The organism is Cognatishimia activa (assembly GCF_001458335.1).
In the GTDB taxonomy this organism is placed as follows: Bacteria; Pseudomonadota; Alphaproteobacteria; order Rhodobacterales; family Rhodobacteraceae; genus Cognatishimia; species Cognatishimia activa.
The window spans coordinates 632,727-649,566 of record NZ_CYTO01000024.1 but is presented as its reverse complement, the minus strand read 5'-3'; the positions used below and the strand labels follow the sequence as shown (position 1 = coordinate 649,566).

General features: G+C 53.8%; 20 protein-coding genes and 1 tRNA gene. 5 read left to right on the top strand and 16 right to left on the bottom strand.

Annotated elements, in window-relative coordinates:
- Positions 1-101: 101 nt before the first annotated feature.
- The 3 genes from TA5113_RS14260 to TA5113_RS14250 all read right to left on the bottom strand — a co-directional run bounded on the left by TA5113_RS14260 (position 102) and on the right by TA5113_RS14250 (position 1,983).
- A complete protein-coding gene (locus tag TA5113_RS14260) occupies positions 102-920 on the bottom strand; it encodes an arginyltransferase (RefSeq protein ID WP_058314240.1) in 819 nt (272 codons plus the stop codon).
- A gap of 98 nt (positions 921-1,018) precedes the next feature.
- The gene (locus TA5113_RS14255) at positions 1,019-1,468 is read right to left on the bottom strand and encodes an RDD family protein (RefSeq protein ID WP_058314241.1); all 450 of its coding nucleotides are present in this window, start codon (positions 1,466-1,468) and stop codon (positions 1,019-1,021) included.
- An 89-nt stretch (positions 1,469-1,557) separates the two neighbouring features.
- A complete protein-coding gene (locus TA5113_RS14250) occupies positions 1,558-1,983 on the bottom strand; it encodes a DUF2852 domain-containing protein (protein ID WP_058314242.1) in 426 nt (141 codons plus the stop codon).
- Between the two features lie 307 nt (positions 1,984-2,290).
- Between TA5113_RS14250 and TA5113_RS14245 the strand changes: the two genes are divergently transcribed.
- The gene (locus TA5113_RS14245) at positions 2,291-2,980 is read left to right on the top strand and encodes a lipoate--protein ligase family protein (protein ID WP_058314243.1); all 690 of its coding nucleotides are present in this window, start codon (positions 2,291-2,293) and stop codon (positions 2,978-2,980) included.
- A 169-nt stretch (positions 2,981-3,149) separates the two neighbouring features.
- Here TA5113_RS14245 and TA5113_RS14240 read toward each other — a convergent pair whose 3' ends face one another.
- Complete coding sequence (locus TA5113_RS14240; protein ID WP_058314244.1) at positions 3,150-3,791, bottom strand: queuosine precursor transporter; 642 nt, start codon at positions 3,789-3,791, stop codon at positions 3,150-3,152.
- 258 nt (positions 3,792-4,049) lie between these two features.
- Between TA5113_RS14240 and aroQ the strand changes: the two genes are divergently transcribed.
- Both aroQ and TA5113_RS14230 read left to right on the top strand, forming a co-directional pair.
- On the top strand, positions 4,050-4,484 hold the full coding sequence (gene aroQ / locus TA5113_RS14235) for a type II 3-dehydroquinate dehydratase (protein ID WP_058314245.1): 435 nt from the start codon (positions 4,050-4,052) through the stop codon (positions 4,482-4,484).
- A gap of 15 nt (positions 4,485-4,499) precedes the next feature.
- Entirely contained in the window at positions 4,500-5,261 is a 762-nt protein-coding gene (locus TA5113_RS14230; RefSeq protein WP_058314246.1) for a LuxR family transcriptional regulator, read from the top strand.
- A gap of 372 nt (positions 5,262-5,633) precedes the next feature.
- Here TA5113_RS14230 and tsf read toward each other — a convergent pair whose 3' ends face one another.
- The 5 genes from tsf to TA5113_RS14205 form a co-directional block, all read right to left on the bottom strand.
- Entirely contained in the window at positions 5,634-6,509 is an 876-nt protein-coding gene (gene tsf / locus TA5113_RS14225) for a translation elongation factor Ts (protein WP_058314247.1), read from the bottom strand.
- 80 nt (positions 6,510-6,589) lie between these two features.
- Entirely contained in the window at positions 6,590-7,375 is a 786-nt protein-coding gene (rpsB, locus tag TA5113_RS14220) for a 30S ribosomal protein S2 (RefSeq protein WP_058314248.1), read from the bottom strand.
- 230 nt (positions 7,376-7,605) lie between these two features.
- A complete protein-coding gene (gene olsA, locus TA5113_RS14215) occupies positions 7,606-8,445 on the bottom strand; it encodes a lyso-ornithine lipid O-acyltransferase (protein WP_058314249.1) in 840 nt (279 codons plus the stop codon).
- 1 nt (position 8,446) lies between these two features.
- Positions 8,447-9,220 carry an L-ornithine N(alpha)-acyltransferase gene (olsB, locus tag TA5113_RS14210; protein ID WP_058314250.1) on the bottom strand — a complete coding sequence of 258 codons (774 nt, stop codon included), beginning with the start codon at positions 9,218-9,220 and terminating at the stop codon, positions 8,447-8,449.
- Positions 9,221-9,355: 135 nt separating this feature from the next.
- On the bottom strand, positions 9,356-9,547 hold the full coding sequence (locus tag TA5113_RS14205) for a DUF3553 domain-containing protein (protein ID WP_058314251.1): 192 nt from the start codon (positions 9,545-9,547) through the stop codon (positions 9,356-9,358).
- A 27-nt stretch (positions 9,548-9,574) separates the two neighbouring features.
- Between TA5113_RS14205 and TA5113_RS14200 the strand changes: the two genes are divergently transcribed.
- Positions 9,575-10,159, top strand: a complete 585-nt coding sequence (locus TA5113_RS14200; RefSeq protein ID WP_058314252.1) for a histidine phosphotransferase family protein — start codon at positions 9,575-9,577, stop codon at positions 10,157-10,159.
- 6 nt (positions 10,160-10,165) lie between these two features.
- Here TA5113_RS14200 and TA5113_RS14195 read toward each other — a convergent pair whose 3' ends face one another.
- The 7 genes from TA5113_RS14195 to TA5113_RS14165 all read right to left on the bottom strand — a co-directional run bounded on the left by TA5113_RS14195 (position 10,166) and on the right by TA5113_RS14165 (position 16,605).
- Positions 10,166-11,431, bottom strand: a complete 1,266-nt coding sequence (locus TA5113_RS14195; protein WP_058314253.1) for a glutamate-5-semialdehyde dehydrogenase — start codon at positions 11,429-11,431, stop codon at positions 10,166-10,168.
- A gap of 71 nt (positions 11,432-11,502) precedes the next feature.
- A complete protein-coding gene (gene proB, locus TA5113_RS14190; RefSeq protein ID WP_058314254.1) occupies positions 11,503-12,609 on the bottom strand; it encodes a glutamate 5-kinase in 1,107 nt (368 codons plus the stop codon).
- Positions 12,597-13,667, bottom strand: a complete 1,071-nt coding sequence (gene obgE / locus TA5113_RS14185; protein WP_058314255.1) for a GTPase ObgE — start codon at positions 13,665-13,667, stop codon at positions 12,597-12,599. Before obgE ends, proB begins: the two co-directional genes overlap by 13 nt.
- Before the next feature lie 58 nt (positions 13,668-13,725).
- The gene (locus TA5113_RS14180; RefSeq protein ID WP_058314256.1) at positions 13,726-14,265 is read right to left on the bottom strand and encodes a GNAT family N-acetyltransferase; all 540 of its coding nucleotides are present in this window, start codon (positions 14,263-14,265) and stop codon (positions 13,726-13,728) included.
- A 325-nt stretch (positions 14,266-14,590) separates the two neighbouring features.
- Complete coding sequence (gene rpmA / locus TA5113_RS14175) at positions 14,591-14,860, bottom strand: 50S ribosomal protein L27 (RefSeq protein ID WP_058314257.1); 270 nt, start codon at positions 14,858-14,860, stop codon at positions 14,591-14,593.
- Between the two features lie 23 nt (positions 14,861-14,883).
- Positions 14,884-15,528 (bottom strand): 50S ribosomal protein L21, encoded by a 645-nt coding sequence (locus TA5113_RS14170; protein WP_058314258.1) that lies wholly within the window; start codon positions 15,526-15,528, stop codon positions 14,884-14,886.
- A gap of 234 nt (positions 15,529-15,762) precedes the next feature.
- Entirely contained in the window at positions 15,763-16,605 is an 843-nt protein-coding gene (locus TA5113_RS14165; RefSeq protein WP_058314259.1) for a DUF2059 domain-containing protein, read from the bottom strand.
- A gap of 116 nt (positions 16,606-16,721) precedes the next feature.
- Here TA5113_RS14165 and TA5113_RS14160 point away from each other — a divergent pair.
- A tRNA-Ser gene (locus TA5113_RS14160) sits at positions 16,722-16,811 on the top strand.
- Positions 16,812-16,840 lie beyond the last annotated feature (29 nt).

The following is a 16,840-nucleotide window of genomic DNA, read 5'->3' as shown; positions in this document are numbered from 1 at the left end:
TTTGAGTATTTGGACAAAGAAGAAGGGTGGGGATTAGGTCAGACATCCCACCGGTCGCTTAGGAGGACGCGAAGCGCATTCGCAGAAGCTGTTGAGGTTTCTTAGAATTTGTGTCCGGGCCTCGGCAGGCTGATATTGGAAACCTGCTCAGAGATCGGTTCACTGGGCGTTTCGACTTCGCGCAGATCAAAGGACTGCGGGTCCACGACGCTGCTCCATTTTCCGCCCATATAGATCTCAAGACCAGAGAACTTCGCTTTATAGCCCATCTTGTCACTGCCGGGCACCCAGTAGCCCAAATAGACATAGGGCAAGCCTGCCTCTTGTGCGATCCGGATGTGATCTAGGATCAAGAAAGTTCCAAGTGAATTGCGCTGATAGGCCGGGTCAAAAAAGCTGTAGACCATGCTGACGCCGTCTTCAAAGACATCGGTTAGGCTGACGGCCACCAGATCGTCTTGGCCATCTTCGCAATATTCCACAACGCGCGAGCGGATCGGCGTTTCTTCAATCATGGCCGCAAATTCAAACACATCCATATCCGCCATTCCGCCATCGGCGTGGCGCGCATCTAGATAGGTGCGGAAGAGTTCATATTGCTCTTCTGTGGCCCAAGGCGAGGTGGCTTTGCGGGTCAGGGATTGGTTGCGCTTCAAGACGCGCTTCTGACTCTTGGTAAGCTTGAAATCCGCCACGTTGATCCGCGCCGAAAGACAAGCACCGCAATTGGCGCAGGTCGGACGATAAAGAACGTTCTGAGATCGACGGAAGCCCTGTCCAGAAAGCGCGTCGTTGATCTGTTGGGCATTGTCGCCTTGCAGCGCGGTAAACAGTTTCCGTTCCATCCGGCCGGGCAGGTAAGGGCACGGCTGTGGCGCCGTGACATAGAACTGCGGAGCAAGAGGAAGGGAATGACGCATTTAGGACCGCAACATTGTTAAAGCTGGGAGAACTCTAACAACGGTTTGCGGTCCCGCCAAGCCTAGAAAAGGCTGAGGAATGTTCTAAGGGGTTCGGCTTAATACCGTGCCGCTTTGTTGATCGCGACCGACCCCATAACGTGGTCTGTTAAACCTTGGGAGCGAGACGTGGTCAGCATGAGCACAACCGAGATCACCTGCAGGATGCCGAAGGTCAGCGAAATGCTGTAGCCCAGCGTGTGCAAGAAAGCGTGGCCCAGCTCGAACCTCTCGCCGTGTTGGGTGCGAAATTCGATGCCAAAGAAGCGCATGCCGATGGTGGCGGAACCACCTGTTAAGGTCACAACGCGGTAGGCGAAGCTTACCACCAGAAACAGGGCGGCGAAGAAGAAGATGCCGGTAAACAGGGTCAGCGGAAGGATCAGAACCGAGATCATGCCAATAATGATCATATCCAAGACCCAGGCCAGCAGGCGTTTCATCGGCACATCGGCATAAAACTCTGGTTGTGTCTGTGGATCAGGAAGGGCGTAAGCGCGGGTGTTCATGTCTCTCCGAGGCTCTTAATAAAGAAGGTTTGAAATGTTAGGCCCCCGAGGATCGGGAGCCGTCCGTTGTTTCTATCTGACGTCCAAGCTTAGGCGTCTTCGGTCTCAGTTTCGCGGTCTTTCGCAGCTTTTTTCGCGCGCTCATCCATGAACTGGTCGAACTCGGATTTGTCTTTTGCTTCGCGCAGACGCTCCAGGAACGCTTCAAAGTTTGCTTGCTCTTCTTCCAGACGCTGGATGGTTTCATCGCGGTATGCGTCAAAGGCAGAGTTGCCCGAAGAGGCCATCACATGCATCCGATGGCGGGATTTTGTACGACAGGATTTACCGAACATGCCTTTTTTGCTCCACAACATGTAAAAGAGAAGGGCCAGGCCAACAGGCCAGAAGAATACGAAGCCAAGGACCATAGCCGCAATCCAGGCGCCTTTGCCTTTACTGTCCAGCCATGCCTCGCTCCGGGAGAACCAACCCATATGAGTGGTGTTTGGGGTGGCGGTGGCAACAGGTGTCATTTGGGTCTCCGTAAGTGAGTTTGTGTTAATGTGAATGCCTTTCACATCAATCAATTTGGGGTCACAGCGCTGTGATACAAGGGCTAATGTGAATGTTTTTTACATTTATTGATAAAAGTGTTTATTATCAGTTATTTATCGGTTAGTTTTTCTGGAGAATTTCCAACGATTAGCTTGTTTAAATGGTGCGTTTACCACCCTTCACAGACGAATATACGCCAAAAATGAGGGTAGGGCGCGCCATTGACCATGTCCAAACGCTTGGTACACCTTGTTTGGAAAATGCCGAAAGAAAAAGGCTGTGGAAATGACGGAAAACTGGACACCGGTCACCAATGTAGAAGAAGGACTGGCGTTGGAAGCTGGGCTTTTTTCGGAAACCGGGCAGGGCGTTCACCTCTGGCAATCTGCCAAACCGGCTTTGGTTTGTCCGCGGACATACCGCAAACGCGATGGCTTTAAAGCAGCCGTTGAAAACTCCGCTGAACGCGGTTGGCCCGTATTCATGCGGCCATCAGGCGGTGGCACCGTGCCATTGGGGCCTGGGGTTCTGAATATGGTCTTGGCGCTGACTGTGCCGCAGAGCTTTGGGATCTTGAACGGATACCAGATGCTTTGTGAGCCGATCATTCAGCTCGGAGACGAACTCGGCTTACATCTTGAACCGGGCGCGACACCAGACAGCTATTGTGATGGCGACTGGAACCTGTCGTTTGAAGGTCGAAAGATTGTCGGCACCGCACAACGGCTGCGACCGCTGCGGCAGGGTCGGGTGCGTCTGTTGGGACATGCGTTGATCTTGGTGGATGGCGATGTGGAACCCGGCGCAATGGCTGTGGATGCGTTTCATAAAGAACTTGGGCTCGATCCAATCCGCGCTGACGTTCACATGACGCTAAGAGATGCGGCAAATGGATCTTTGCCGGATCTCAGTGAGATTGCCGGCGTATTAAAGCGCGAGGCGTTGATGAGTATTCAGAAGCGATTTGAAAGCTAAGATTGGCGATTTTGGTCCGGTAGGTGGCAACCAAAGGTGTTGTCATATGCTGACCGTAATCCGACAACAATGCATCGCATAATGTTAATTATGTTAATTTAGTGATATGCGATAAACGCGCCCTGAGTGATCAAAACGCGTTTAACTTTAAATATTTAACAGGCTCTGCTTATGCAGAGGCTTTAGACGCCATAAGACGCGCAACAATCACACGGAACGGTACCAGAGCGATCAAAGCAAGGCTCAGCTTGACGGCCCAATCTGCAATTGCCAGCGACACCCACAGCGGCGCGATTGGACCTGCGCCCAACAATGGCAGCGCTTCATTTGCCCAAGATACGTCGTTCGCTGGCTCAATGAATCTCAGCCCTGCGGAGAATGCGATTGTGAAGAACAACGCTGTGTCGATGGATGAGCCGATCAGCGTTGATGCCAGTGGCGCGCGCCACCATGCGCCGTCGCGCAGACGATCAAAGATCGCTACGTCCAGCAGCTGCGCTGTCAGGAACGCCAGACCAGACCCAATTGCGATGCGCAATGTCACGGCTGGGTATGTGAACCCATCGCCTTGAAGCATGATTTGCGTGCCAATCACAGAACAGATGATGCCAACGAGGAAGCCCGCGAAAACCACTTTACGGGCCGCTTGAACGCCATAGACGCGGTTCATCACGTCGGTCACGAGGAATGCCAGCGGATATGTGAATGCACCCCAAGTCAGCCAATTGCCGAACAGGAATTGCACAAAAATGTTGGATGCGACCACGATGGCCGCCATGGCGATAACGCCAGGAATATGGATACGTGTCATGATTTTAGCCGTTTTTTAACAAGGTAGCGGAGACTCGCGCCGTCAAAGACGGACAGCGCGTCCTATACGTGAAACCCCAGTGTTGCAAGGGTTTTGGGGAGAAAAGACGTTATTCTGTGCCCTGCCCGACGCAGGTTTTCAGCGAAATTAGATTTTCAGCGCAAATGGTAGACTTTGTCGAAGTCTTCGCGCTAAACAATTATAAATGCAGTCTTTCTTAGAGACTTTATGTGAAATGCACCGCCTAAGGATACCGCCATGGCTTCCATTCTGATTTTAAATGGACCGAACCTGAACTTGCTGGGAACGCGTCAGCCGGAGGTTTATGGCGCGACCACATTGCAAGATATAGAAGATATGTGTGAGGCCCATGGCCGCGCGCTTGGGGTTGGAATTGTCTGCAAACAGTCCAATCACGAAGGCGAACTTATCGATGCGATCCATGATGCCAAAGGCGATCATGACGGCATCGTTTTGAATGCCGGCGCCTATACCCACACTTCTGTTGCTTTGATGGACGCGATCTCATCTGTCGCCCTGCCCGTCATTGAGCTACATCTTTCAAACATTCATGCGCGTGAAGAATTCCGCCACAAATCATTCATCGCTCCGGTGGCGATCGGTCAGATCTGCGGTTTTGGCGCAACCGGATATCGCTTGGCGATCGAGGCGATGGTCGATCACATTCGATAGTCAGTTAGGCGCGACATGGACAACGCCACGCTGCGTTATATCTCTGAAATCACAAATGCGACGACCCAGGAAGCGCTCTGGAGCATGCATCTTGCGAAGATGGCCGAGTATGGGTTCACTCGTTTGTTCTATGGCTACACGAATTTTCGCGTCGAGAATAATCTGGGTGACCCTGAAGATTTTGTAATCCTGTCCAACTTGGATCGCAGCTATCTCAAGCGTTTTGTGGATGACCAGATGTTCAAACATGGACCCGTTATCAAATGGGCCCTTGAACACGACGGAGCGGAAAGCTGGGAACGGATCACGCAGGCCGCTTTAGACAAGTCACCATGTCGCGAAGGTTTGGAAGTTATCGAGTTCAATCAGGCCAGCGGTGTGACCTGTGGGTATACCGTGAGTTTTAAGTCCGTATCGATGCGTGCAAAAGGCGCGATCAGTCTGATTGGTGCACCTGGCGTGCCACAATCGGAATTGGATGCGATCTGGGGAAAACACGGACACGACCTCATATTAATGAATAATGTGTTGCATCTGAAGCTGCTCAACTTGCCCCACGTTTATCCAGAGCGTGCCTTGACGAAACGCCAGCGTGAGGTGTTGGAATGGGTGTCAGATGGCAAAACCTTGCAGGATATTGCCACGCTCATGGGGCGCACGACGGCGACGGTTGAGAAACATCTTCGCCTAGCGCGCGAAACTCTGGGCGTAGAAACAACCGCACAGGCGGTTCTGAAAGCCACTTTTCTCAACCAAATCTTCTCAACAGACGCCTAAATGTGCCAAATTATTGTGAGATTTCATCAAAGGTAAGGATTCCCTTACCTCCCCTTTGCTCGGATACGTTGTAAAATGAGACGTTCCCGTGAGTATGGCTTTGGCCAGGGACATAAAGGGCGCACCCTCAGCGATTTCTGGGCTCTGCGCTCTTTGTCATATGCGGTGTCGTATGCAGCGTGAACAGGATGATTTGTCTCCGTCGCCTCGGAGACATGTCTAGAATTTTCGAACTCGTCATCCCCAATTTTGGGTTCGTTAATTTGGCGGCGCTTTGGTCCGATCCGAAGCGCCGCTTTTCTTTTTTGGGCCACGCAAAAAGAAAACGCCGCCCAATTTGGACGGCGTTTCCGAAATTCTGTAGTCGAGGACTTAGCCCTGAGCTGCTTTTGCAACTTCTGCTGCGAAATCTTCTTCTTTTTTCTCGATGCCTTCGCCAACCTGCATACGCACGTAGCCAACGATTTCCGCGCCTGCTTCTTTTGCAGCTGCTTCAACGGTCAGGTCTGGGTTGATCACGAAGTCTTGGCCAAGCAGAGTCACTTCTGCGAGGAATTTCTTCATGCGGCCAACGATCATTTTTTCGATCACTTGCTCTGGCTTGCCAGATTCACGAGCGATTTCGATCTGAACGTTCTTCTCTTTTTCAACAACCGCTGGGTCCAGGTCTGCTTCAGACAAAGACTGTGGGTTTGCCGCTGCGATGTGCATTGCAACCTGCTTGCCGAATGCTTCGTCGCCGCCTTTCAGCGCAACCAGAACACCGATGTTGCCCATGCCGTCAGTTGCTGGGTTGTGGACGTAAGATGTGACGACATCGCCTTCCACAGATGCCATGCGGCGCAGGGACATGTTTTCACCGATGGTCGCGATTGCGTCGGTGATCACTTCGGAAACAGCTTTGCCGTTCAGCTCTGCAGCGGCCAGCTCTTCAACGTTTGCAACGTTCACGGCTGCGCCTGCGATGCCTGCAACCATGTTCTGGAAGTCAGCGTTCTTACCAACGAAGTCGGTTTCAGAGTTGACTTCAACAGCAACACCTTTGCCGCCTTCAACTTTAACAGCAACCAGACCTTCTGCTGCGGTACGGCCGGATTTCTTTGCCGCTTTCGCCAGACCTTTGGTGCGCAGCCAATCGATTGCTGCTTCTTGATCACCATCAGTTTCAGTCAGTGCTTTTTTCGCGTCCATCATGCCTGCGCCGGTCATCTCGCGCAGTTCTTTCACCATCTTGGCAGTTACAGCCATCTTGGTTCTCCTGAGAATTTGAGAAGTCTTAATGAGGGCGGGCTTACCCTGCCCTCATGTCGATTTTGTAACGCTTAAGCTTACGCTTCTGCCGGAGCTTCAGCTGCCGCTTCTTCAGCAACAGCTTCTTCAACTGGAGCTTCTTCGAATTCGCCCAGATCAACGCCTGCGGCGCCAAGCTGTGCGGACATGCCTTCCAGAGCAGCGCGTGCTGCCAGGTCGCAATACAGAGCGATCGCGCGGGACGCGTCGTCGTTGCCTGGGATTACATAGTCAACGCCATCTGGGGAACAGTTGGTGTCAACAACAGCAACCACTGGGATACCCAGTTTGTTTGCTTCAGCAATCGCCAGAGCTTCTTTTTTCACGTCGATGACGAACAGCAGATCTGGAACACCGCCCATTTCGCGGATACCGCCCAGAGACGCTTGCAGTTTGCCCTGGTCACGTTCCATGTTCAGGCGCTCTTTCTTGGTGAGGCCTTCGCCGCCTTGCGCGATCTTTTCGTCGATCTCGTTCAGACGGTTGATGGACTGAGAAACGGTTTTCCAGTTTGTCAGTGTGCCGCCCAACCAGCGGTGGTTCATGAAGTACTGCGCAGATTTCTCTGCTGCTTCAGCCACAGGTGCAGAAGCCTGACGCTTGGTGCCAACGAACAGAACGCGGCCGCCTTTCGCAACAGTTTCTTGGATTGCGTTCAGAGCCGCGTCCAGCATTGGAACGGTCTGTGTCAGGTCCATGATGTGGATGCCGTTGCGAGAGCCGTAAATAAACTCTGCCATGCGTGGGTTCCAGCGCTGAGTCTGGTGACCAAAGTGTACGCCTGCTTCAAGCAGCTGGCGCATGGTGAACTCTACGTGAGCCATGCTTTTCTTCCTTTTCCGGTTTACGCCTGAGCGAGGGAAAGTGAGAGCGGATGCTCCAACCGGCGGACCTTTGGGGATGTCTCCCCCAAATGGACCAACCCTCGCCTGCGGATTGAATGGGCGCGAATTACATCGGTTTTAGGGGGCTGGCAAGGGCCGAGATGGCTTGTTTTGCAGTTATTTTGGGGATTTTTGAGTATTTTTGCAAAGAAGAAGCGGTGAACGCAGTCCTACTGGGAGTGTTTGGTACGAAAATGGCCATTTCGAACCGTTGCTTCAGTGTAAGCGGCAAGGGTTTTACGGTTGGCGTAATCCGCTGCCTGAATAGGGGTATGGTAAACCACTTCGACATTGCCGTGGCGCTGTGCTGATAGGGTTTGAAGCATATGGGCACCAAAATCCATGTCGCCCCACCACCCATAAAAGCGAGCATCTTCGCCTTCCGGTGCGATGTAGTTCACCGTGACCGGTTGAATGCGCATTTTAGGTTTCAATTCATCAGACAGAAACGCCTGAAAGAGCGTTGATTTAAATGGCAGAACTCTGATGGCATCTGTTGACGTGCCTTCTGGAAAAAACAGGAGTTTTTGCCCAGCCGCCAAACGGTCTTCGAAGACCTTGGTTTGTTGGCGCGCTTCTTTGCGGTCACGATTTATGAAGACCGTGCCAGTGATCTTGGCCAGAAATCCAATGCCGGGCCATTTCGCGACTTCGGATTTGGACACAAAGAACACCGGGTTGCCGGCGTTCAGGGTCACGATATCAAGCCATGAAGAATGGTTGGCCACAACCGCCCCACCCCCAGCCATGGGCTTGCCTGAAACCCTAAAACGAATGCCTAGGACAAAGAGGATTATGCGGCAGACGATTGATGGGACGTGGCCTCCGATTGGCCGGCGCAAACCAAAGATTGGCCGCTCAATCAAACGGATTAGCGTGAGGGTGAAAATTCCGACAAGCAAGATCGCAACCACTGGCAAACCACGCAGCAGCACACGGCACCATCCGATCGCGGAAATCTTGATCGGCGCTGGATAGTCCTCATCTCCGGTCCAAGTTGGCGAACTCATCTTAAGCGCCCCGCGTGTAAATGCTGCGCTGGGTCGCGTTGAGTTTTGCGGTATCCATGACCAGGCATACGTCCACGGTGTTGAAATCGTGGTCCACAAATGCGCCGTCCCCGATGAAACCGCCAAGGCGCAAATACCCCTTGATCAACGCTGGAACCTCACGCATTGCCTTGACGCGATTAAGGTTATCTTCGGCGCATAAGTTCATGTTTTGATAGTGATTTTCAACAGCCCTAACGCGCAGTTCATTCGGCGCGAGATGGCGATGATGTAAGAGCGATAAGGATTCTTTCAAGGCATCAATATCCGTGCCGTGAAAGCTTGCGGTGCCAAACAAGACTTCAACACCGTGCTCACGCACGTAATCGGCGAGACCATTCCATAGAAGGTACATGGCCGCGCCCCCTCGGTAATCAGCGTGCAGACAGGATCGACCCAGTTCCATCAACTTGCGCCCGCTATTTTTGAGGACCGTTAAGTCGTATTCCGCTTCGGTGTAATATCGACCAACTTTCGGCATCATGTCATCGCGCAGCAAGCGATAGACGCCGATGGTTTGTGAGCGGACATCATCACCGCGATCTGTGTCGAGCAGCATGAGATGGTCAAAATAGGGATCATATTCATCACGCTCGAGTTGAGCGTCATGGTCGACCAGGGTCCCCTGCCCGCCCAGCTCTTTGACAAAGACCTGATAGCGCAAATGCTGCGCGGCGCGAATGTCCTCGTCACTGTTGGCGAGCTTGAGGATGAGATTGTCAGTGGCTGTGCGCATGGATCCTGCGAATTTATTTTATGCGGTTTTAGGTGCCACAATCTCCGTTGGCAACATGCTGGATTACTGGAGAAAATGATCTAAGTTTCACGGTGATACTAAAAGATTCGTTTATTTAATTCTTTATTCAGCATTTTAAGGCGTAAAGTCATCTATGACCGGCATGAGCCCCACACGACGACTGTCGACCACCACTTTACCAGCTTCTTGGAAGTTTACAGTAAGCTTCCCAGCAATATTGGATTGCACCTGTCCTGTGCCCCATTCGGGCTTTTGCGGGTGGCGCACAAGCATGCCCGGCTCCAAAAATGCATTTAGATCATCCATACATCCCTCCTATCGGGAATTTTCCCTATGATTAAGCCCAAACTTCACGAATTGGTCGCCTCGCGTATCTGCCATGATTTGATCAGCCCAATCGGCGCTTGCGCCAATGGGGTAGAATTGATGGCAATGGGCGGTGGTGGCGATGAAACCGCATTGATTAAAGAGAGCGCTGAAGATGCTGTGTCACGCGTGCGGTTCTTTCGTTTTGCTTTTGGGTTGTCGGATGGGCAGCAGGTTGTTTCGGCATCCGAACTCAGAACTGCAATGAAGGCAATCGCGAGCAAGAAAATTGCGGTGGTTTGGGAGGATGCATCGGACGTTTCGCGTAAAGATGCTCAAGCGCTGTGTCTTGCGCTTTTGTGCCTAGAGCGCGCCATGCCACGGGGGGGCGATGTCACGATCAAGCATCTAGATTCCAATTGGACCGTGACCGCTGAAACCGACCATCTTTTGGTGACAGACGCATTGTGGACACCCCTCGCGGACGGGCGTGCGCCCGAAGAAGTTCTCCCAGCAACAGTGTCGTTTGCATTGTTGCCCGTCGCACTGCGGCAGATCGGGCGGCGCATGTGTATCCGGCTTACAGAAAGCCGGATACTGATGCAGTTTTAGACGGCTTTAGGCGCGCGTGGTGCCGTCGCCTTCCACCAAGTATTTGAAGCTGGTCAGCTGCGCCGCGCCCACAGGGCCGCGTGCGTGCATTTTGCCCGTGGCGATGCCGATTTCTGCGCCCATGCCAAACTCTCCGCCGTCCGCAAACTGGGTCGATGCGTTGCGCATCAGGATGGCACTGTCCAAACGCTCAAAAAAGCGCGCGGCCGTGGCCTCATCTTCGGTGATGATACAGTCCGTGTGGTTTGACCCGTATTGGCGGATATGCGCAATCGCGTCATCCACCGAGGAGACGGTTTTGGCGGCGATATCCATGTCCAGATACTCTTTGCCCCAGTCCTCCTCCGTCGCGGCAACGGTTCCCTCAATGGATTGAAGAGATGGGCCCGCATGGACAGTCACGCCTGCTTCCAGAAGCATAGAAATCACGTCTTTTCCAAGGCTTGCCGCGACATCTTCATGGATCAATAGACATTCGGCTGCGCCACAGATGCCGGTTCGGCGGGTCTTGGCGTTCAAGATGACATCCATGGCTTTTTGCGCGTCTGCGTCTTTGTCCAGGTAGATATGCACGATGCCTTCAAGATGCGCAAAGACCGGCACGCGCGCTTCGCGCTGCACAAGACCGACAAGGCCTTTGCCACCGCGCGGCACAATCACGTCAACGGTGTCAACCATTGTCAGAAGTTCCTGAACCGCTGCGCGATCGCGCGTTGGCACCAGCTGGACTGCATCTTCTGACAAGCCAGCGGATTTCAGACCTTCGACCAGACATGCGTGAATGGCACCTGAGGAATGGAAGCTTTCAGAGCCACCGCGCAGGATGACGGCGTTGCCGGATTTCAGGCAAAGCGCACCCGCGTCTGCGGTCACATTGGGGCGGCTTTCATAGATCACGCCGATCACACCCAAAGGTGTGCGCACACGTTTGATGTTGAGGCCGGTTGGGCGGTCCCATTCTGCCAGCACTTCGCCAACAGGGTCGTCTTGCGACGCCACCGCGCGTAGGCCATCGCAAATGCCTTGAATGCGCGATTCATCAAGCATCAGGCGATCCATCATGGCAGGGCTAAGGCCCTTGTCGCGGCCAAATTCCAAGTCTTTTTTGTTCGCTTCAATAATGTCAGCGCGCTGCGCCCATACGGCGTCGGCCGCCGCATTCAACGCTTTTTCCTTCTGTTCCGGCGGGGCAAAGGCGAGCTCTGCGCTTGCGGCTTTGGCACGGGTGCCAATGTCGCTCATCAGGGCGGCGATATCTGCGATGTCTTTCATCAGATCTGTCCTTTGCTTTGTGTTGGTGCCGAAGCGTGCCTCCGGCGGGGATATTTATGCCAAAAAGAAACTTAGAGCGCCATATCGTCTCGGTGGATAAGGGCGGTGCGGCCCTGGTAGCCGAGGATCGACTCGATGTCTTTGGATTGGCGACCTTTGATTTGGGTCACCTCATAGGCGGTGTAGGTGCAGAGCCCTTGCCCAAGTTTACGTCCATCGGTGGCGAGGATTTCCACCGGATCACCGCGTTCAAACCGGCCCGTTACTTGGGTGACGCCTGCGGGGAGCAAGCTTTTGCCCTTGGCGAGCGCACCTTCGGCACCTTGGTCCACCGTGATGGTGCCTTGAGGTTTCATAGAGCTGATCCAGCGTTTGCGCGCCAGTTGCGGAGTGCCTTGGGCCGTGAACCAAGTGGCGTTTGCGCCATTCTCAAGAGCGGTCAGCGGGCGATGCACCGAACCTTCTGTGATCGCCATAGCACAGCCACCGCTGGTGGCGGTTTTTGCGGCTAAGAGCTTGGTAATCATGCCACCTTTGGACAGGCCTGAGAGACCGTCACCCGCCATGGCTTCGATCTCCGGCGTGATCTCTTTGATTACATCAAAGCGTTTCGCATTCGAATTGCTTTGAGGGTTGTCCGAATAGAACCCATCCACGTCGGAAAGCAGGATCAATTGATCCGCACCGGTTGTCAGCGCGATTTGCGCCGCCAAGCGGTCATTGTCGCCGTAGCGGATTTCGTCAGTCGCCACCGTGTCGTTTTCATTCACGATCGGCACCACACCCATCTTCAGAAGGTGGTTTAAGGTGGCTCGAGAATTCAAATATCTCCGACGGTTAGCGCTGTCTTCTAACGTCACCAAAACCTGCGCGGTCATGATGTCGTGGGGCGCAAGCGCCTCTTCATAGGCGCGCGCCAATCGGATTTGGCCCACGGCGGCGGCGGCTTGAGATTGGTCCAAAGGAAGGTCTTGGGTCGCAAGCCCCAAAGCGCTGCGGCCCAGCGAAATGGACCCAGATGAGACCAGCACCACATCGGTACCTTGAGACTTTAACCAAGCAACGTCTTCTGCCAAACCAAGGAGCCAGTCTTTGCGCAAAGCGCCGCTGCTCCGGTCTACAAGCAAGGCAGACCCGATTTTAATGACCAGACGTTTTGCTTGGGTCAGGGCTGCCACGTTGTGTCGCCTTCATCCTCATTGGTACTATTCGATGTGACTTCTTCTTCGGCCTGTTTCATCCGAAGCCGGTTGTCGTCAATCTGACTGCGCAAAGCGCGCAGAACGTCGGTTACGTTTTCTTGGCTCGCGCCGGACATCAGCATAACAGGGCCACCAATGGCGGTTTCGAGCTCTTCTTTCAAGAAAGCGCGCTCTTCTTCATCCATGGTGTCGATCTTGTTGAGCACCGTAATGCGGGGCTTTTCAGCCAAGACACCGCCATAGGCTTCGAGTTCGCCAATAATGGTCTCGTAATCCTTTGCAGGATCGCCTGAGGTGCCGTCCACAAGGTGTAGGAGGACCGCGCAGCGTTCCACGTGACCTAGGAACAGGTCGCCAAGGCCCCTGCCCTCGGAGGCACCTTCGATCAGGCCCGGAATATCTGCGACCACAAATTCAACGCCATCAACACCCACAACACCAAGGTTTGGATATAAGGTCGTAAATGGATAATCGGCGATCTTGGGGCGTGCGTTTGATGTGGCTGCCAAGAAGGTGGATTTACCGGCGTTTGGCAGGCCCAACAGGCCCACATCTGCGATCAGTTTCAGACGGAGCCAGATGGTGCGCTCAATGCCCGGCTGACCCGGATTTGCACGACGCGGCGCTTGGTTTGTTGAGGACTTAAAGTGCAGGTTGCCCCAGCCGCCATTGCCGCCTTTGGCCAAAAGAACCCGTTGGCCGACCTCGGTCAGGTCATCCAGCACGGTTTCTTGATCTTCATCCATGATTTCCGTGCCCACGGGCACACGCAGCACGATGTCATCGCCCCGCGCGCCGGTGCGACCACTGCCCATACCCGCTTGGCCGGATTTGGCAAAGAAGTGCTGTTGATAGCGGAAATCGATCAGCGTGTTCAGGCCTTCAACCGCCTCTGCCCAGACCGAGCCGCCATTGCCGCCGTCACCGCCATCAGGCCCACCATATTCGATGAACTTCTCGCGGCGGAAAGACACGCAGCCACCGCCACCGCCACCCGAGCGGATGTAGACCTTTGTCAGATCAAGAAATTTCATTGTGGCAGTCCTTTCAGGCGGGGTGTCCCCGCCTGTTACAGCATAGACGGGGGCAAGCTCAATCGAGTTTTAGGCTATATGTCCATGTTGGCACCGGGGCGTTGCGTGCAACCGAGAAGTTCTCCGCATCGCCCAGGTATTGGAAGCCTGCATTTGTCAGGACACGGGCGGAGGCCGCGTTGTCTTGAAAGACACTGGCAAAGAGGGTTTTGGAGCCCAGCGGGTTTGCTGCGATCAATGTGCGTACCGCTTCAGAGGCAAAACCCATGTTCCAGAACGGAGGTGCAACCCAGTAGCCGATCTCGGCTTGGTCCTCAGAAACGCGTTCCAATGAGATCACACCCATCACTTCGGCATTTTCATGGCCGGTGCCGTCCAGCGCCCACACGTCTTCAACACGATCCTCAGAATGAGAGCGGGCAATAAACGCTTCCGTGACGCCTGGTGGCAGCGGGTGCGGGATCGATGTGGTCATACGTGCCAAGGTACGATCGCTCGCATAATGTTCAATCAGCCCCTGATCTGAGCGACGCAGGGGGCGCAGGACGAAGCGTTCCGCTTCGATAACCGGCTGGTTCACAATCATATCGTGCATCATCTGCGCTATCCTCCAATGAAACCCGTTTTGAGATGTCCTTTCACCCCAATCGGATCTTTGTTGAGCGGCTCATTTGGTCTTTATGGCGATCTGGGTCCTCCCAAACCTGGTTGTCGCCCCCGAATGGCTGCCGTTAGTAGTGCACCCTAAGTGGATGCGATGAAATCGTCTTACAAGTCTCGCTCACGCACTCGTTCATCTCATAGGCGGATAATGGGGCATTCATGTGACCCCGTACCCAAGACCAACATCGCGCAACGCGAAAAAAGAAAAGGGACCGGCCCTAAAGCCGATCCCTCAATTATCTCATAACCTTAAGGTCGGCTTATTCAGCGGCCTCCGCCACCGGGAGAACCGAAATAAAGGTGCGGCCTTTGAGGCCTTTGTGGAACTTTACGTTGCCGTCGGTGGTAGCAAAGATTGTGTGGTCTTTGCCCATGCCTACGTTCTCGCCCGGCCACATCTTTGTGCCGCGCTGACGCATGATGATGTTGCCTGCGATTACAGACTCGCCACCATATTTTTTAACGCCCAGACGACGACCCGCGGAGTCGCGACCGTTACGGGAACTACCACCAGCTTTTTTATGTGCCATATCGTGTGTCTCCTATACTTCGCTTACTTCGCCAGCTCTTTGGCTTGCTCAACCCAGCCTTCGCGCTCGATGCGGCCTTTGAAAGACAGCTTCTCGTCGAATTCTGCGATCTCTGCTTCGCCCCACGCCGCGATTTGCGCGAATGTGGTGACGCCTGCTTCCAGAAGTTTCTTTTCCAGAGCCGGACCAACGCCAGACAGTTTCTTCAGATCGTCTGCGACTTCAGCTGCAGGGGCTGCTGCTTTAGGAGCTGCTTTCTTAGCAGGCGCCTTTTTCGCAGGAGCTGCCGCTTCAACAGCTGAGCCAGATACGGAACCCGCACCGATCGCTGCTTTAACGCCAGACTTGTCTGCACCAGTGGACAGAATGTCTGTTACGCGAACCAGAGTCAGTTTCTGACGGTGGCCGACGGTGCGCTTAGAGCTGTGCTTACGACGACGTTTAACGAATTTGATCAGCTTCTCGCCTTTGATCTGGTCGATCACGTCGGCTTGAACCGCTGCACCATCAACGAGAGGTGCGCCCACAACGGTTTTGTCACCGCCGAGCATCAGAACTTCGTTGAATTGAATTTTTTCACCCGCGTCAGCAGCCAGTTTTTCGACACGCAGAACATCGCCTGCCTGTACTTTATACTGTTTGCCACCGGTTTTCAGGACTGCGAACATGTCCCTTTTCCTTCATTTGACCGCGTCATTTGGCCCCTGATTTACAGGCGTTTTGGCTTGGTTTTCAGACAAGCCGCCTCAAACTGCGCGCCCTTCTCAGAGCGTTGTTACAACAAAACACGGCGCAAGGAATCCTTACGCCGATGCGGGCTTATGTTCCCATCAAAGGTTTAAGTCAAGCAAACAAAGCCCAAAAAGCGTGTTTTCTTAAAAGAATTCACGCGAATTTTCAGCCTATAGTTCTTCGCTCGGCATCAGCCGATCCAAATGCAGCGCCAATGCGTCCATCCGGTCGCTCATGATCTGATAATGCACCGCGTTCATCACCTGATAGACCGTTTGCATGCGCTCGTCTTCCAAGGCTTCTGTGTAGGCCTCAAGCTCTTCGCCCGTGAAACCCTGATAGGTATAGGCCGCACTGGCTATGGAGTTCTCAAGAATAGCACGCCGGGTTGCCGGCTCATTTGCTTCGATTTGCGCCCAAAGCATGCCTTCATCAAGGTCATCGCGAATGACACCGGCACGCGAGGCTGCAAGGATGAACCGCACTTGGATCACTTGAACCGCTTTCAACCCCAGCCCTTCTGGGTCGATGGCCACATGCATGCGCTGGAAATACCCGATCTTTGGATCACCTTCTTCCACCATCTTGGCGACGATCTGGCGTCCGGCAAGGTTTTTGATCTCGTCATCATCCATATGAGACAGGTTTTCCGTATGAACCAGACGCTGGCCTAGATCAGAGCCATAGAAGTCCGCCGCATGTTGCAAAAGGTCCTGATCCAGCCGCTCTTCTAAGAGATCAAGCGCTTGTTCGACCATCTCTTCCGGAACAAATGTCTTTTCCGTGAGATCGGTCCAGGCTTGGCCGAATTCATTGCCTTCCAGCCCAAGCATCGCCGGTGCGCCCCCTGCCCCGACCGCAATGGATTCAATCGCGACGTCAAAGCCAGTGGTCTCAAGGAAGGATTTTACGTCTTCGCGATTTGCGGCAAAGGCAGATGTGGCCAAAAATGCGGTGGCCGCAACGCAAGAAACGGCTGTTTTGGCGACGGTTTTGAAAGCGGATGTCAGCAAAGGGAACCTCCGATCAGTTTGCTTCCTTTCAACTTAATGTAGAACGCGCTTGTTACAACGCGAAACCCGCTTGCACGGGTCACTTTTCCGCTATACATCCGCCGAACACTCCCCGCGGAGAGGTGCCGGAGTGGTCGAACGGGGCGGTCTCGAAAACCGTTGTCCCTTCACGGGGACCCAGGGTTCGAATCCCTGTCTCTCCGCCATTATCCCTACGAGCACCCATAATTGTAGA

Excerpts from the sequence above, each read along its gene's own strand:
- TA5113_RS14260 (WP_058314240.1), bottom strand. The coding sequence starts at position 920 with ATGCGTCATTCCCTTCCTCTTGCTCCGCAGTTCTATGTCACGGCGCCA.
- aroQ (WP_058314245.1), top strand. The coding sequence starts at position 4,050 with ATGGCTTCCATTCTGATTTTAAATGGACCGAACCTGAACTTGCTGGGA.
- TA5113_RS14180 (WP_058314256.1), bottom strand. The coding sequence starts at position 14,265 with ATGATGCACGATATGATTGTGAACCAGCCGGTTATCGAAGCGGAACGC.
- rpmA (WP_058314257.1), bottom strand. The coding sequence starts at position 14,860 with ATGGCACATAAAAAAGCTGGTGGTAGTTCCCGTAACGGTCGCGACTCC.
- TA5113_RS14255 (WP_058314241.1), bottom strand. The coding sequence starts at position 1,468 with ATGAACACCCGCGCTTACGCCCTTCCTGATCCACAGACACAACCAGAG.
- TA5113_RS14170 (WP_058314258.1), bottom strand. The coding sequence starts at position 15,528 with ATGTTCGCAGTCCTGAAAACCGGTGGCAAACAGTATAAAGTACAGGCA.
- olsA (WP_058314249.1), bottom strand. The coding sequence starts at position 8,445 with ATGAGTTCGCCAACTTGGACCGGAGATGAGGACTATCCAGCGCCGATC.
- obgE (WP_058314255.1), bottom strand. The coding sequence starts at position 13,667 with ATGAAATTTCTTGATCTGACAAAGGTCTACATCCGCTCGGGTGGCGGT.
- TA5113_RS14200 (WP_058314252.1), top strand. The coding sequence starts at position 9,575 with ATGATTAAGCCCAAACTTCACGAATTGGTCGCCTCGCGTATCTGCCAT.
- TA5113_RS14205 (WP_058314251.1), bottom strand. The coding sequence starts at position 9,547 with ATGGATGATCTAAATGCATTTTTGGAGCCGGGCATGCTTGTGCGCCAC.
- rpsB (WP_058314248.1), bottom strand. The coding sequence starts at position 7,375 with ATGGCTCACGTAGAGTTCACCATGCGCCAGCTGCTTGAAGCAGGCGTA.
- tsf (WP_058314247.1), bottom strand. The coding sequence starts at position 6,509 with ATGGCTGTAACTGCCAAGATGGTGAAAGAACTGCGCGAGATGACCGGC.
- TA5113_RS14230 (WP_058314246.1), top strand. The coding sequence starts at position 4,500 with ATGGACAACGCCACGCTGCGTTATATCTCTGAAATCACAAATGCGACG.
- TA5113_RS14240 (WP_058314244.1), bottom strand. The coding sequence starts at position 3,791 with ATGACACGTATCCATATTCCTGGCGTTATCGCCATGGCGGCCATCGTG.
- TA5113_RS14195 (WP_058314253.1), bottom strand. The coding sequence starts at position 11,431 with ATGAAAGACATCGCAGATATCGCCGCCCTGATGAGCGACATTGGCACC.
- olsB (WP_058314250.1), bottom strand. The coding sequence starts at position 9,220 with ATGCGCACAGCCACTGACAATCTCATCCTCAAGCTCGCCAACAGTGAC.
- TA5113_RS14245 (WP_058314243.1), top strand. The coding sequence starts at position 2,291 with ATGACGGAAAACTGGACACCGGTCACCAATGTAGAAGAAGGACTGGCG.
- TA5113_RS14250 (WP_058314242.1), bottom strand. The coding sequence starts at position 1,983 with ATGACACCTGTTGCCACCGCCACCCCAAACACCACTCATATGGGTTGG.